The organism is Catellatospora aurea, from assembly GCF_042663325.1.
Classification (GTDB): domain Bacteria; phylum Actinomycetota; class Actinomycetes; order Mycobacteriales; family Micromonosporaceae; genus Catellatospora; species Catellatospora aurea.
Window position 1 is genome coordinate 64,094 of the sequence record NZ_JBHTAC010000026.1, and the last position, 14,794, is coordinate 78,887.

The following is a 14,794-nucleotide window of genomic DNA, read 5'->3' on the forward strand; positions in this document are numbered from 1 at the left end:
CCCCCGTGCGGCACCGCCGGACCGGCTCCCCGAAGACGAAGGGCGCTCACCGCGGTGAGCGCCCTTCTGGCGTGTCCGGAGCCGGTCAGGCCGGTGGTCGCCAGGACACCCCGCGCATGAGCTGGTCCGCGCCGAGCCAGACGGCGTTCATCAGGCGCGTCGCCGTACGCCCCGGGTCTTCGTCGGGGTGGTCGGCGAGCCAGTCGGCGAGCGACTCGCTCGCGCCGACCAGCGTCAGCGCCATCGCGGTCAGGTCGTCGGGTTTGACCTGCCGCCCCTCCAGGCGCAGCGCGGCGTCGAGCCGGTCGGTGATCACCTCGACCACGGACTCCCGCATCGCCGCCACCTCCACCGAGAACGGCTGCTGGGTGCGGGCCTGCCGGTAGAGCACCGACCAGCCGTCGCGGTGCGCGCCGACGAACTCGAAGAAACCTTTGAGCCCTCGCCACAGTTGCTGGTCCGGAGGGAGGGTGGGATCGGCCGCGGCGGCCAGGCCCGCGACCAGGCGCGCGGATTCGCGGCGCAGACAGGCGATGAACAGTTCCTCCTTGGTCCCCAGGTACGCGTACACCATCGGTTTGGACACGCCGGACAGCTCGGCGATCTCGTCCATGTTGGCGTGGTGGAAGCCCCGGCGGGAGAACACCAGCACGGCGGCGTCGAGCATCTGCTGCTCACGCTCCGCGCGCGGCACCCGGCCGCGGGGCGTGTCCGCGGGACGGGCCGCGATCGGCGCGTCGTCGCCTGAGGGAAGAGAGCTGTTCTGCACCTTGCCAGCCTACCTACTCCGTCGTAAGGTTACGCACGAGTAAGTTTCAATGGTTATGGAGGACATCATGGCCGAGTTCAACCTGTCCGACTTCAGCTCGCTCGACCCGGCGCAGTTCGCCTCGCTGGTCAAGAACGCCTCCGACGCACAGCTGAACGAGGTGCTCGGGGGTGATCTGCGGACGAAGGTGCTGGACGAGATCTTCCGCCGGATGCCCGGCCTGTTCCGCCCCGAGCGCGCGGGCAACACCGAGGCGGTCATCCACTGGATCATCACGGGCGCGCCCGGGGGCGGCTCGGACACCTACGAGCTGGTCATCGCCAACGGTGCCTGCGCACTTTCGGAGACGCCGTCGCACGAGCCGAAGCTCGCCGTAACGGTCGGCCCGGCCGACTTCCTCAAGCTCGTCTCCGGCAACGGCAACCCCGTCATGATGTTCATGAGCGGCAAGCTGAAGGCCAAGGGCGACCTGGCCCTGGCCGCCAACATCGCCAACCTCTTCAACATCCCCAAGGCCTGATCCATGACCACCCCCCTCAGGTGGTACGCCCCGGAGCAGGGGGCATGAGCATGGAGTTCTCACTCGACCTCAATGAGGAGCAGCGGGATCTGCGGGACTGGGTGCACGGCTTCGCCGAGCAGGTCGTGCGCCCGGCCGCCGCGGAGTGGGACGAGCGGGAGGAGACTCCCTGGCCCGTCATCGCCGAGGCCGCCAAGATCGGCCTGTACGACTTCGAGTTCCTCGCCAACCTCTGGGCTGACCCGAGCGGCCTGTCCATGTGCATCGCCAGCGAGGAGCTGTTCTGGGGCGACGCCGGCATCGGGCTGGCCATCATGGGCACTTCGCTGGCCGTCGCCGGGATCTTCGGCTCCGGCACCCCCGAGCAGATGGCCGAGTGGGTGCCGCAATGCTTCGGCACCAAGGAGGACCCGAAGGTCGCCGCGTTCTGCTCGACCGAGCCCGAGGCCGGCTCCGACGTGGGCGCGATGCGCACCCGCGCGGTGTACGACCAGGCCACCGACGAGTGGGTGCTGACCGGCCAGAAGGCGTACGCCACCAACGGCGGCATCGCCAACGTGCACGTGGTCACCGCCGTCGTCGACCCGGAGCTCGGCTCGCGCGGGCAGGCCGGCTTCATCGTGCCGCCGGGCAGCAAGGGCCTGCACACCGCCCGCAAGCTGCGCAAGCTCGGCATCCGCGCCTCGCACACGGCCGACGTGTTCCTCGACGAGGTCCGGGTGCCTGGCAACTGCGTGCTCGGCGGCAAGGACCGGCTCGACGAACGGCTCGCGCGGGCCCGCTCGGGGCAGCGCTCGTCGGGGCAGGCCTCGATGCGCACGTTCGAGCTGTCCCGGCCCGCGGTCGGCGCGCAGGCGCTGGGCATCGCGCGGGCGGCGTACGAGTACGCGCTGGAGTACGCCAAGACGCGGGTGCAGTTCGGCAAGCCGATCGTGGAGAACCAGGCGGTCGCGTTCGCGCTGGCCGACATGCGCATGGAGATCGACGCCGCGCGGCTGCTGGTGTACCGGGCGGCCTGGATGGGCCGCAACAACCGGCCCTTCACGGCGGGCGAGGGCTCGATGTCCAAGCTGAAGGCCGGCGAGGTCGCGGTGTCGGTGACCGAGAAGGCGCTGCAGATCCTGGGCGGCGCGGGCTACCTGCGCGAGCACCCGGTGGAGCGGTGGTACCGGGACGCCAAGATCTACACGATCTTCGAGGGCACGAGCGAGATCCAGCGCCTGGTGATCGCCCGCGCCATCACCGGGGCCTCACTGCGCTGACTCTGCGTGGGCCAGCGGGCGCGGGCGCGAAGACCGGCGTTTCGGGTCAGAAAGTGCGGTGAGACCGCAGGTCCTGACCTGAAACGGTGATCTCCACCCGATGCCCGGCACCCGGAAAGACATAGACGGCGGTCCGTTTCGGCGGACCGCCGTCTTCACTTTTTAGTTACCGCTCAGTAATATCCGGGTAACCCTGACGATCGAACGAGAGGCCTCACCGTCGTGGACCTGCTCTTCATTGTCCGCACCCTGGCCCGCCGCGGGTTGCTCAGCCCCGGCAGCCCGACCCGCGTCGCCGACCAGCTCAACACCCTGCGCCGGTGGGGCTTCACGCTCGCCGGCGAACTGCGCGCCGCCGAGGCCCGCGACCCGCACCGCCCCGCGATCATCGACGAGCACCGCGGGGCGATCACGTACCGCCAGCTCCTGCACCGATCCCAGCGCCTGGCCGTCGCGCTCGGCGGCACCCGGGGCGTGGCTGCCGGCATACGCGTCGGGCTGATGTGCCGCAACCACGCCGGCCTGATCGAGGCGATGGTCGCCTGCTCCCTGCTCGGCGCGGACGCCGTCCTGGTCAACACCGCGCTGTCGGCGCCGCAGCTCACCGCGGTGGCCGAGCAGCAGCAACTGCGCCTGCTCATCCACGACCGCGAGTTCGCGCCGGTCGCCGCGGCCGCGCCGTGCGAGCGGCTCGACGAGTCGCGGGTCGACGCGCTGCTCGCCGAGACCCCGCCGCAGGGCCGCTGGTCCGACGTCAGCCGGGCCGGCCGCACCATCGTGCTCACCTCCGGCACCACCGGCGCGCCCAAGGGTGCCCGCCGGCCCACCCCGCCCGGCTTCGGGCCGCTGGTCTCGATCATCGACCGCATTCCGCTGAAGGTCGGCGAGCGCATCCTGATCTCCGCGCCCCTGTTCCACACCTGGGGGTACGCCGCCCTGCAGCTCTCCCTGGCCATGCGCGCCACCGTGGTGCTCCAGCGCCGGTTCGACCCGGTCGCCACCGCGCACGCCGTCGACGTGCACGGATGCACCGCCCTGTTCGCGGTGCCGGTCATGCTGCAACGGCTGGTCGAGGCCGGCGCGGTGCCCACCAAGCCGCCGCGCATCGTCGCGGTCAGCGGATCAGCCCTGCCCGGGGGCCTGGCCACCCGGTTCATGGACACCTGGGGCGACTGCCTCTACAACCTGTACGGCTCCACCGAGGCATCCTGGGCGTCCATCGCCACCCCCGCCGACCTGCGCCGCGACCCCGGCACCGCGGGCCGCCCGCCGCACGGCACCCGGATCGCGATCCTCGACCCGACCGGCCTGCCCGTGCCCCGCGGCCGGATCGGCGAGATCCACGTCGGCAACGAGATGCTGTTCGAGGGATACACCCGCGGCCCCGGAATCCCGCCGCCGTCCGGCGACCGCCCCGACGGCATGCTCGGCACCGGCGACCTGGGCCACCTCGACGCCGACGGCCTGCTGTACGTGGACGGCCGCGCCGACGACATGGTCGTCTCCGGCGGCGAGAACGTCTTCCCTCGCCCGGTCGAGGAGCTGCTCACCGAGCTCCCGCAGGTCCGCGAGGCGGCCGTGATCGGCGTCCCCGACCCCGAGTACGGCCAGCGCCTGGCTGCCTACCTGGTCCTGCACCCCGGCCAGCACCTGGACCGCGACGAGGTCCGCGAGTACGTCCGCCACTACCTGGCCCGCTTCAGCGTCCCCCGCGACGTGCACTTCGTCCCCGAACTCCCCCGCACCGCCACCGGCAAGGTCATCCCCCGCCTCCTCCGCAACCTGTAAGGACAAAGGAAGGGCACCTTCACAACGCTCCGCGTTGTAGAAGGTGCCCTTCTTAACAGACGATCTACGTTTGCGCAGCTCAGCGAAGGATGAAATGCGCGGGCATCAACGCCAAGGGGAGACGACCCGGCCCTCCTCGGCCGCCAGCGCGATGTCGGTGCGGTACTGGCCGCCCGCCAGCTCCACGTGCGACACCAGCTCGTACGCCGCCGCCCGCGCCGCGTGCAGGTCGTGCCCCGTCGCCGTCGCGCACAGCACCCGGCCGCCGGCCGAGCGCAGCACCCCGTCGGCGTCGCGCTTCGTGCCCGCGTGGATCAGACCCTCCGCGCCGGTGATCTCGTCCCCGGTACGCGCGCTCGCCGGATACCCGGCGCTCGCCAGCACCACGGTCACCGAGAAGGCGTCCTTCCACTCCAGCTCGGGGTGGCCGGCCAGCTCGCCGGTGGCCGCCGCGTACAGCAGACCGCCCAGCGGGGTGTCCAGCAGCGCCAGCACCGACTGCGTCTCCGGGTCACCGAAGCGCGCGTTGAACTCGATCACCTTCGGGCCGTCCTCGGTGATCGCCAGGCCGATGTAGAGCAGGCCGGAGAACGGGGTGCCCGCGTCGCGCATCTGCTGCAGCGTCGGGTGGGCCACGGTGGCCATGACGTGCTCGACCAGGTTCGGCGGGGCCCACGGCAGCGGCGCGTACGCCCCCATGCCGCCGGTGTTCGGCCCGGCGTCGCCGTCGAAGATGCGCTTGAAGTCCTGGGCGGGCAGCAGCGGCACCGCGGTCACGCCGTCGGTCACCACGAACAGGGACACCTCGGGCCCGTCGAGGTACTCCTCGATCACCACGCGCCCGCACTCGGCGGCGTGGGCCAGCGCGGCGTCCCGGTCGTCGGTGACGACGACTCCCTTGCCCGCGGCGAGACCGTCGTTCTTCACGACGTACGGCGCGCCGAACGTGTCCAGCGCCCGCGCCGCCTCCTCGGCCGTGGTGCAGGTGAACGCCCGCGCGGTGGGCACCTTGGCCGCGGTCATGACCTGCTTGGCGAAGTCCTTCGACCCCTCCAGCCGAGCCGCACTGCCCGACGGCCCGAAAACCGGAATGCCCTTCGCCCGAACCGCGTCGGCGACCCCCGCCACCAGCGGCGCCTCCGGCCCCACCACCACGAGATCAGCCTCGACGTCCACCGCGAGCCCCGCCACCGCCACCGGCGAAAGGATGTCCACCTCCCGCAGCTCCGTGGCCACCTCCGCGATCCCCGGACTCCCCGGCGCCGCGATGACCGCCGTCACCCCCGGATCCCGCACAAGCCCCAACACCAGGGCGTGCTCCCGCCCCCCACCACCAACCACCAGTACCCGCACGCCCCCACCCTACCCTCCGAGTTGATCATGAACTTATGGCACGGGTCGACGGCGATTCATGTCCACAGCTTCCTGATCGACTCTGATCGCCCGACCACCGCCGGCATCTCGGGGCCACCGGCCAGTGCGCGGCGGACGATCCGCGGGATGGCAACCGGATCGAGGGTGTCGGACCAGGTGAAGCGGACGATGCGGTAGCCGGCGTTGATCAGGTCGTTCTGGCGCTGCCGGTCGCGGTAGACCGCCTCGGGGCGGTCGTGCACCTCGCCGCCGTCGGCCTCGCCGATCAGCCGCGCCCGCCGCCACAGCATGTCGACGCGGGCGACAGTCCGGCCGTCGCCGTCGGCGATCACCGCCTGGAGGTCGTCGGGTGGCACGCCCGCATCGGCGCAGCGCAGGCGGGCACGGGTCTCCAGCGGTGACTCCGCTCGGCCGTCCGCCTGCGCGATCCAGTCCCGCGCGCCCGCCGCACCACGACGGCCGAACATCAGCGAGGGCAGTTCCACCAGCTCTTCCTCGGCCAGCAAGCCCAGGTGGAGTGCCGAGTCCAGGACCGAGACCGCGGCCAGGCGATCGAGCTTCAAGAGCAGATCCGCGACGGTACGCCGTACCGTCGTCACCCTGATCCCGTCGACCACGGTCACGTCTCCCGCGGCCAGGGTCAGCTGGTGGGGCACCACCGTCACGTCGGTCAGCCGGCGAGGCAGCGCCAACTTGCCCGGCAGGCTGACGTGCAACCGAGTCTGCGGCCGCAGCCCCTGCAGCCCGTGCACGACCGCCGCGCTCTCCAGCACCGCGACGGCATTCGGGCCACCGGTAAGCACGGCAGCCCGAACCAGCGCCTTCGGCGAGTCCGGCTGACCACGCATGTCAGCGTCGACCAGGTAGACACCGCGGCTCAGGCTCCGCCACACCCCCTGACGGAGGAACCTCTTGACAGCAGCGGTGGATAACTCCAGGTCGCGGCACTGGGCCGCGGTGATCAGACCGTCCTGCCGCTCGGCAAGTCGTTGCACAGCAAGCACATCGGCCAGCCTGAGCCGCCGAACCCCAGCTCACAACCCCTGTGGATAACCCTGTGGACAGCCATGCGCACCACCTGCGTCGATCATGAACTTATGGCAGCGACACGCCGCCGAGCCGTGCCATAAGTTCATGATCAACCCGAAAGGGGCGTCAGGCGGGGGCCAGCATGTCGTGGCGGACTACGTTTTCGTCGCGGCCGGGGCCTACGCCGATCATGGAGATGCGGGTGCCGCAGAGCTCTTCGAGGCGTTCGATGTAGCGCTGGGCGTTGAGGGGGAGGTCGGTGAAGTCGCGGGCCTTGGAGATGTCCTCGAACCAGCCGGGGAGGTACTCGTAGACCGGCTTGGCGTGGTGGAAGGCCGTCTGGGTCATCGGCATCTCGTCGAGGTGCTCGCCGTCGACCTCGTAGCCGACGCAGACCGGGACCTGGTCCAGGCCGGAGAGGATGTCGAGCTTGGTGACGACGAGGTCGGTGATGCCGTTGACGCGGACGGCGTACCGGGCGATGACGGCGTCGAACCAGCCGCAGCGGCGCGGGCGGCCGGTGGTGGTGCCGTACTCGCCGCCGGTCTTGCGCAGGTGCTCGCCCATGTCGTCGTGCAGCTCGGTCGGGAACGGGCCCGCGCCGACACGCGTGGTGTACGCCTTGATGACGCCGATCACCGAGGTGATCCGGGTCGGGGCGATGCCCGCGCCCACGCAGGCGCCGCCCGCGGTCGGGTTCGACGAGGTCACGAACGGGTACGTGCCGTGGTCGAGGTCGAGCAGGGTGGCCTGCGCGCCCTCCATGAACACGGTCTTGCCCTCTTCGAGCGCCTTGTTCAGGATCAGGCGGGTGTCGGCGATGAAGGGGTTGAGCCGCTCGGCGTAGGTGAGGTACTCCTCGACCACCGCGTCGACGTCGAAGCCCTTGCGGTTGTACACCTTGAACAGGATCTGGTTCTTCTCCCGCAGCACCAGCTCCAGCTTCTGCCGGAGGATGCCCGGGTCGAGCAGGTCCTGCACCCGGATGCCCATGCGGGCGACCTTGTCGCCGTAGGCGGGGCCGATGCCGCGGCCCGTGGTGCCGATGCGGGCGGTGCCCAGGTAGCGCTCGACGACCCGGTCCAGCGCGCGGTGGTGCGGCATGACCAGGTGCGCGTCGGCGGAGATCAGCAGGCGGGAGACGTCCACGCCGCGCTCGGCGAGGCCGTCGATCTCGGCCAGCAGCACCTTCGGGTCGATCACGACGCCGTTGCCGAGCACGATCTCGGCGTTGGGGTGCAGCGCGCCGCTCGGCATCAGGTGGAGGGCGAACTTCTGGCCGTCCGGAGTGACCACGGTATGGCCGGCGTTGTTGCCCCCGGAGAAGCGGACGACGTAGTCCACTCGTGATCCGAGCAGGTCGGTAACCTTGCCTTTGCCCTCGTCGCCCCACTGGGCGCCGAGAAGCACGATCGCTGGCATCTTTCCTTCGCCTCCTAGGCGAGCCGCGGGCCGCCCACGGCTGTGGTGACCCCGGGGTGCCAGGCTAACAGCTTGATCGGGCACGCATGCCCGGGCAATGCCGGAACCCGAGAGGACTACTCGCGTGCGCGCTGACACAGGCACAGCTGACGTGGTGCTGCTGAGCATGACCGAGCCGGAGGGCGACTGCTGCGGCTCCGGCGGCTGCAGCTCCGGCGGCGGCGCCGGGCATGGCGAGGGTCACAGCGGCGGACCGCGGCCCCGGGTGCCGGTGCTGCACTGCGCGGACGCGCTGCGCGCCGCCGGGGCCCGGGTGGAGACCGTGGTCGCGTGCTCCGACGCGGAGATCGACCAGGTGCTGTCGCGGCTCGATGGCCCGGCCCGCGAGGACGGGTTGACCTGGCCGGACGCCCGCGGCGGCACCCGCCTGGTGATTGCGGTCACCGACGACGGCCAGCTGCGCCACGTGCTGCGCCGCCTGGTCCGCCGGTATGCCCCGGCCCCGTCGAAGCGGCCCGCCGACCTGCCCGCGGGGCGTACCGTGCCGGATCTGCCCCCGATCGCGGTGCTGCCGATCGACACGGCCGCGGCGGACCTCGCCGCCCAGCTGGGCCTGCCCCGGGAGCCCGCCGAGGTGGCCGCGGCGGTGCTGGGCGACCGGTCGCGGCGGCTGGACCTGCTGCGCCACGACGGCGGCTCGGTGACGCTGGACGGCGTCCTGCTGGCCGGCAGCACCGAGGACGGCCAGCCCGTGCAGTGGGCGGGCCGGGTCGAGGTCGACGACGCGGTGCTGACCGACGGCGCGGAGCCGCTGCTCGCGGTCGCCGTCGCCAACGCTTCGGGCGCGACGCTGCTGGACGGGCTGCCGCTGCTGACCTCCGCCGACCCGGCCGACGGTGTGATCGACGTCGCGGTGGCGGTGCCGGTGCGGCACAAACCGCTGTTCGGTACGCCGCGGCTGCGCATCGAGGTGCGCCGGGCGCGCGGCCGGGCGGTCTCGGTGACGCCGCGCGACACGGAGGTTCCGTTCGCCGACGACGGGGTATCCGGCGGGCTGACCCGTAAGCGCTCCTGGTGGGTGGAGCCCGCGGCGTGGGCCGTCTATACCCGCTGAGAGGCGGGGAAACGGGCCCTGCTGCGGGGTGTGCGCACTGACTAGGCTGCAGGGGCAGACGGCACTGGGGAGATGGCGATGACGGAATGGGAGTGGCCGCCGGACGAGATAAGCGGCCCCGCTGAGGACAGCAAGCAGATCACGCGTGGCCAGCCCGCTCGGGCGTCCGCCGCGGTGCCGCGTCCTGATCCGGTGTCCGGCGGGCCCTCGGCCGGCGTGCCGATGGCGGTGCCCGCGCCGCAGGCCGGCATCCCTATCCCCGCGCCGCAGCCGGTGGCCGGCCCCGCCGACCTGACCCGGACCGTGCAGGTGCCGCTGCCGCCCCTGCCGCAGCGCGAGCGCGCCGCGGTGCCGCTGCCGCCGACCGCTGTGCCGGTGCAGCCGCACAGCGCGCCCATCCCGCTGCCCCCGCAGCAGGCGGCCACGCCGATCCCGCCGCCGCCCGTCTCGGCACCGCCGGCCGCCCAGGTATCCCCGGCGACGCCGACGCCCCCGCAGGCCGGGCCCGGCGACCATCGTTTGCCCTACCGCACCCCGGCGGCCGAGGCCCGCGCGGCGGCACCGGTCGAGACCCACGGAAGCCCGGCGGCGCCCGCGCCGGAGACTCGCGCCACCGCGCCGGTGCCCCCGCAAGCAGAGACTCGCGGCACCGCGTCCGTGCCCACGCTCGACACCCGAGCCGCCACGTCGTTCCCGCCAGCCGAGGCACGGGCCGCCGTACCGTTCCCGCCCGCCGAGGCTCGGGCCGCGGTGCCCGTCCCGCCGGCTGAGCCCCGCGCGGTGGCACCGTTCCCGCCGGCTGCCGAACCGGGCCCGGCCACCCCGCATACCGCGACCGCCGCCGTGCCGCCGCAGCGTCCGGCCGTCACGGCGGTGCCGCCGCCGCAGACCGCCCCGGGTGTATGGCCCGTGTCGGCCCAGCCGAACATCCCGCCGCTGCCCACCACGGCCGCCCCGACACCGCCGCAGTTCGGCGGGCCGCAGCAGCCCGGCCCGGCCGGTGGGGGCGAGGTCTACCTGCCCACGGCAGAGGAGTTCGCGCGCCGCCGCGCGGCCCGTCCCGCCGACCCGGTCGCCCACATGGGCATCCAGGCGGCCCTGCGCAAGTCGACGTTCGGCCTGCTCAATCTGAGCCCCGGCCAGCGTGAGCAGGAGATCCGCCGGGCCACCGACCTGGTCCGGCGCAACTTCGGCGGCCTGCGGCAGATCACCGTGGTCAACCCGAAGGGCGGCGCGGGCAAGACGGTCGCCGTGCTGCTGCTGGCGATGACGTTCGGCCGCAAGCGCGGCGGCTATGTGCTGGCCTGGGACAACAACGAGACCCAGGGCACCCTGGGCATGCGTTCCCAGCAGGACTTCCACTCGCGTACGGTGCGCGACCTGATGCGCGACCTGCACCAGTTCCAGGGGTCGCAGAGCCGCGTCGGCGACCTGTCGCAGTACGTGCGCTCGCAGGGCGACGGCATGTTCGAGGTGCTCGCCTCGGACGAGTCCGCGACCGCGGGCGAGATGCTCACCGCGCACGCGTTCGCCGAGATCCGTGAGGTGGTCAGCCGCTTCTACAAGCTGATCATGGTGGACACCGGCAACAACGTGCGGGCCGAGAACTGGCAGGCCGCCATCGACGCGACCGACCAGCTCGTGGTCACCATGTCCGCCCGCAACGACTCGGCGGAGACGGCCGCCCGCATGCTCGACCACCTGGAGCAGACCGGCCGCAGCCGCCTGGTCCGGCAGGCCGTCACCATCGTCTCCCTGCCGCCGAGCCGCCGCGAGCTGGACATCCCCGCCATCGAACGGCACTTCGCCGCGCGCACCCGGGCCGTGCTGATCGCGCCGTACGAGCGCATGCTCGACTCCGGCGAACCGATCGACTACGGCCGCCTCACCGACGAGTCCCAGGACGCCTGGCTGCGCATCGCCGCGGCCGTCGCCGAGGGCCTCTGACCGGAGCCCGCCCGCCCCTGGACAGGCGGCGGGCGGGTCCGGTCGTGCCGGAGTCCGCACCCGCCGCCGGCTGAGCCCGTCAGGAGTGCTGAGCCCGTCAGGAGTTCAGCGCGTCGAACGCGGCCGGGTCGCAGTCGCGCAGGAACTGGGCGCAGCGCGCCGCCTCGTCGGCCTCGCCGATCTCCGCGGCCGCCACCGAGAGAGCGTGCAGGCAGCGCAGGAAGCCCTGGTTGGGCTCGTGCGACCAGGGCACCGGGCCGTGGCCCTTCCAGCCCGCGCGGCGCAGCTGGTCCAGGCCGCGGTGGTAGCCGGTGCGGGCGAACGCGTACGCCGGAACAGGCTGCCCCGCGGTCAGCGCGAGCTGGGCCAGCGCGGCCCACGCGGCGCTGTACGTGGGGTGCGCCGCGGCGACGGAGGTCGGGTCCTGGGCGGCGGCCAGCGCGGCGGCGGCCGCCTCGTCGGCGGGCAGCAGCGTGGCAGGAGGTTCGGGCATCAGGTTCTGCATACGGACATTCAACCCGGTGGGGTCGCCGAAGTCCCCGCGCTGCGCTGAGGGTTTCGTCACGGGCATACTCGCCTGATGTCTGCTGCTACCCCGCTGGAGATCGAGTCCCTGGAAGAGCTGTCCGAGCGGCTCGCCGACAAGAGCCTCGCCGGGCTCACCGTGCAGGGGCTGACGATCGGCGCCGACCTGTCCCGGGTCAAGGTCAAGGACGCGGTCTTCATCGGCTGCACGTTCCCCAGCCTAGCCGCGGAGGCCGCGCTGGTACGCCGCGGCGCGCATGTGGTGCCGGTCGCGGACTGGGCGCCCTACCCGACGCACCCGGCCCGCCTCTACACGGCCGCCGACCTGACCGCGGGGTTCGCCGAGAACGGTTTCGCCGGCATGTACGACACCCGGGTGTACGAGCACTTCGTCGCGGAGGGCGGCCCGAACGCCGGGGTCCGCGAGGCGCTCGCGCAGCGGCTGCACGACCACGGCATCGATAACGCGCTGCATGACGCCCTGGCCGGGATCTCGCCCCGACGGCGCATCGGCATCATGGGCGGCCACGCGGAGGCACGCGGCAGCGACGCGTACCGCATGGCAGCGGCGATCGGGCACGCGCTGGCCGGCCACGGCAGGCTGGTGCTGACCGGCGGCGGTCCGGGCGTCATGGAGGCCGCGAACCTGGGCTCCTACCTGGCCGCCCACCCAGCGGCCGCGCTCGACGAGGCGATCGGCCGGCTGGCCGCCGAGCCGGACTTCCGCGCCCACGACCCGTACACGAAGGTCGCCCTGCACGTGCTGGCCGAGTTCCCGACCTTGGACCCATGGGCGGGTGGGCTATCGGTGCCGACCTGGCTCTACGGCCACGAACCGTCGAACGTGTTCGCGGGCCAGATCGCGAAGTACTTCTCGAACGCGATCCGCGAGGACGTGATCCTGAAGGCGGCCCGCGGCGGTATCGTCTTCGCCCCCGGCCGAGCGGGCACCGTCCAGGAGGTCTTCCAGGCCGCGACCAAGACCTACTACGCCACCGACGGCGAGAGCGGCCCCTTCGTCTTCCTCGGCCGTCGCTTCTGGACCGAGGACCTCCCCGCCCCCGCCCTGCTCCGCATCCTCCTCAACGGCGCCGCCCAGGCCGACCTGGTGCACATCACCGACGACGTCGACGAAGCCCTCGCCATCCTCTGCCAGTGAAAGCAAGGGCACCTTCACATCGCTATACGTAGAGGAAGGTGCCCTTCCTTTCACTGGACCGTGCGTGAGCAGCGGCTACGCGACCGGACAGCGCCGTCAATCCCGGCCCGCTACGCGACCGGGATGCGGCGCCAGAAGCCGACCGGGAGGTTGACCTCGGGTTCGCCGGTGAGGCCGTTCTCGTCCATCGCGTTGAACAGGGCGACGCGCAGGTCGCCGAAGAAGAACTCCAGCGCGTGCAGCACGTGCGGGCGCCAGGCGGTGGGGCTGATCCGTTCGATGATGTTGACCTGGGTCAGCGGGCGGCCACGGGCCGAGAGGATCGCGGGGTGGGTGTCGGCCCACCAGTCCAGGCGCAGGCCGGGCCAGTCGAGCTGGGCCTGCAGGTCGATGGTGTCCCAGCTGATCGCGCACTCGTCGAACTTTCGGTGCGTGATCTCGATGTTGGCGTCGGGGAAGCCGAACACCACGGGGCCGCCGGTGAACCAGGCCTCGGCGTCCAGGTCCCACACCAGCCAAGAGCCGACGAGCGGCTGTCCGATGACGCGGGCGAAGCGGTTGCGGTGCGCCGCCGCCAGCGCACCGGCATCGTGGTGCCAGACCGGGTCGTACCCGTCGATGCCCAGCACGTGCGGACCTCCTGCCCTGAGACGCGGATTCGGACGATCGTACCGATTCCTGTCAGGTAAGGCGGGGACGCGGACCGACACGCGCGCGGCGAAACACGCCGTAGACGCGAAACGCGGTCATGACCTGCGGTCGAACCGCAGATCATGACCGCATTCGGCGATCTTGTGCCAACCTCGCGAACCGGTGCGGCCCGCATGGCGGATTACTTGATCTTCGTACCGGTGGAGCGCAGGTCCTGGCAGGCCTGGGCGACGCGGGCGGCCATGCCGGACTCGGCGGCCTTGCCCCACGCGCGCGGGTCGTACTGCTTCTTGTTGCCGACCTCGCCGTCGATCTTCAGCACGCCGTCGTAGTTGCGGAACATGTGCTCCACGACCGGGCGGGTGAACGCGTACTGCGTGTCGGTGTCGACGTTCATCTTGACCACGCCGTAGTCGACCGCGTCGCGGATCTCCGACAGCAGCGAGCCCGAGCCGCCGTGGAACACCAGGTCGAACGGCTTCTCCTTGCCGTACTTGGCGCCGACCTGCTCCTGGATCTCCTTGAGGATCTCCGGGCGCAGCTTGACGTTGCCCGGCTTGTACACGCCGTGCACGTTGCCGAAGGTGAGGGCGGTCATGTAGCGGCCCTTCTCACCCAGGCCCAGCGCGGCGGCGGTGGCCAGCGCGTCCTCGACGGTCGAGTACAGCTTCTCGTCGATCGCGCCGACGACGCCGTCCTCCTCGCCGCCCACGACGCCGACCTCGATCTCAAGGACGATCTTCGCGGCGTGGGTGAGGGCCAGCAGCTCCTCGGCGATCTGCAGGTTCTCGTCCAGCGGCACGGCCGAGCCGTCCCACATGTGCGACTGGAACAGCGGGTTCTCGCCGCGCGCGACGCGCTCGGCGGAGATCGCCAGCAGCGGGCGGACGAAGCCGTCCAGCTTGTTCTTCGGGCAGTGGTCGGTGTGCAGCGCGACGTTGACCGAGTACTTCTTGGCCACCTCGTGCGCGAACGCCGCGAAGGCGACCGAGCCGCTGACCATGTCCTTGATGGTCGGGCCGGACAGGTACTCGGCGCCGCCGGTCGAGACCTGGATGATCCCGTCGCTTTCGGCCTCGGCGAAGCCCTGCAGCGCGGCGTGCAGCGTCTGCGAGGAGGAGACGTTGATCGCGGGGTAGGCGAACGCGCCGGCCTTGGCGCGGTCGAGCATCTCGGCGTAGACCTCAGGGGATGCGATAGGCATCTGTGAACGCTCCTAGCGTGCGTGCAGTGA

At 71.9% G+C, this 14,794-nt stretch carries 13 protein-coding genes; 6 read left to right on the forward strand and 7 right to left on the reverse strand.

Annotation, left to right across the window (positions count from 1 at the left end; all coding sequences use genetic code 11):
* Positions 1-85 precede the first annotated feature (85 nt).
* The gene (locus tag ACFQO7_RS23555; RefSeq protein ID WP_376808412.1) at positions 86-730 is read right to left on the reverse strand and encodes a TetR/AcrR family transcriptional regulator; all 645 of its coding nucleotides are present in this window, start codon (positions 728-730) and stop codon (positions 86-88) included.
* A gap of 106 nt (positions 731-836) precedes the next feature.
* Between ACFQO7_RS23555 and ACFQO7_RS23560 the strand changes: the two genes are divergently transcribed.
* The 3 genes from ACFQO7_RS23560 to ACFQO7_RS23570 all read left to right on the forward strand — a co-directional run bounded on the left by ACFQO7_RS23560 (position 837) and on the right by ACFQO7_RS23570 (position 4,339).
* Positions 837-1,289 (forward strand): SCP2 sterol-binding domain-containing protein, encoded by a 453-nt coding sequence (locus ACFQO7_RS23560; protein WP_203694681.1) that lies wholly within the window; start codon positions 837-839, stop codon positions 1,287-1,289.
* A 50-nt stretch (positions 1,290-1,339) separates the two neighbouring features.
* A complete protein-coding gene (locus ACFQO7_RS23565) occupies positions 1,340-2,551 on the forward strand; it encodes an acyl-CoA dehydrogenase family protein (protein ID WP_376808413.1) in 1,212 nt (403 codons plus the stop codon).
* Positions 2,552-2,773: 222 nt separating this feature from the next.
* Positions 2,774-4,339 (forward strand): AMP-binding protein, encoded by a 1,566-nt coding sequence (locus tag ACFQO7_RS23570; RefSeq protein ID WP_360523139.1) that lies wholly within the window; start codon positions 2,774-2,776, stop codon positions 4,337-4,339.
* A 105-nt stretch (positions 4,340-4,444) separates the two neighbouring features.
* Here the strand turns inward: ACFQO7_RS23570 and purD are convergent, their stop codons facing one another.
* The 3 genes from purD to ACFQO7_RS23585 form a co-directional block, all read right to left on the reverse strand.
* The gene (gene purD, locus ACFQO7_RS23575; RefSeq protein ID WP_376808387.1) at positions 4,445-5,692 is read right to left on the reverse strand and encodes a phosphoribosylamine--glycine ligase; all 1,248 of its coding nucleotides are present in this window, start codon (positions 5,690-5,692) and stop codon (positions 4,445-4,447) included.
* A gap of 56 nt (positions 5,693-5,748) precedes the next feature.
* Positions 5,749-6,708: a type IV toxin-antitoxin system AbiEi family antitoxin domain-containing protein gene (locus ACFQO7_RS23580; protein WP_376808388.1), complete on the reverse strand. Its 960-nt coding sequence runs from the start codon at positions 6,706-6,708 to the stop codon at positions 5,749-5,751.
* A gap of 160 nt (positions 6,709-6,868) precedes the next feature.
* Entirely contained in the window at positions 6,869-8,164 is a 1,296-nt protein-coding gene (locus ACFQO7_RS23585) for an adenylosuccinate synthase (protein WP_376808389.1), read from the reverse strand.
* A gap of 166 nt (positions 8,165-8,330) precedes the next feature.
* Here ACFQO7_RS23585 and ACFQO7_RS23590 point away from each other — a divergent pair, with 166 nt between their 5' ends.
* A complete protein-coding gene (locus tag ACFQO7_RS23590; protein ID WP_376808414.1) occupies positions 8,331-9,278 on the forward strand; it encodes a diacylglycerol kinase family protein in 948 nt (315 codons plus the stop codon).
* Between the two features lie 78 nt (positions 9,279-9,356).
* Positions 9,357-11,225, forward strand: coding sequence for a MinD/ParA family ATP-binding protein (locus ACFQO7_RS23595; RefSeq protein ID WP_376808390.1), 1,869 nt, complete (start codon positions 9,357-9,359; stop codon positions 11,223-11,225).
* A gap of 97 nt (positions 11,226-11,322) precedes the next feature.
* On the opposite strand, the gene ACFQO7_RS23600 is transcribed toward ACFQO7_RS23595, so the two are convergent.
* Positions 11,323-11,730, reverse strand: a complete 408-nt coding sequence (locus ACFQO7_RS23600; RefSeq protein ID WP_360523157.1) for a DUF3151 domain-containing protein — start codon at positions 11,728-11,730, stop codon at positions 11,323-11,325.
* A gap of 75 nt (positions 11,731-11,805) precedes the next feature.
* Here ACFQO7_RS23600 and ACFQO7_RS23605 point away from each other — a divergent pair, with 75 nt between their 5' ends.
* Positions 11,806-12,909, forward strand: a complete 1,104-nt coding sequence (locus ACFQO7_RS23605) for an LOG family protein (protein ID WP_376808391.1) — start codon at positions 11,806-11,808, stop codon at positions 12,907-12,909.
* A gap of 110 nt (positions 12,910-13,019) precedes the next feature.
* Here the strand turns inward: ACFQO7_RS23605 and ACFQO7_RS23610 are convergent, their stop codons facing one another.
* Together ACFQO7_RS23610 and fbaA are read right to left on the reverse strand one after the other, a co-directional pair.
* Positions 13,020-13,538, reverse strand: a complete 519-nt coding sequence (locus tag ACFQO7_RS23610) for a hypothetical protein (RefSeq protein ID WP_360523163.1) — start codon at positions 13,536-13,538, stop codon at positions 13,020-13,022.
* Positions 13,539-13,741: 203 nt separating this feature from the next.
* On the reverse strand, positions 13,742-14,764 hold the full coding sequence (gene fbaA / locus ACFQO7_RS23615; RefSeq protein ID WP_376808392.1) for a class II fructose-bisphosphate aldolase: 1,023 nt from the start codon (positions 14,762-14,764) through the stop codon (positions 13,742-13,744).
* Positions 14,765-14,794 lie beyond the last annotated feature (30 nt).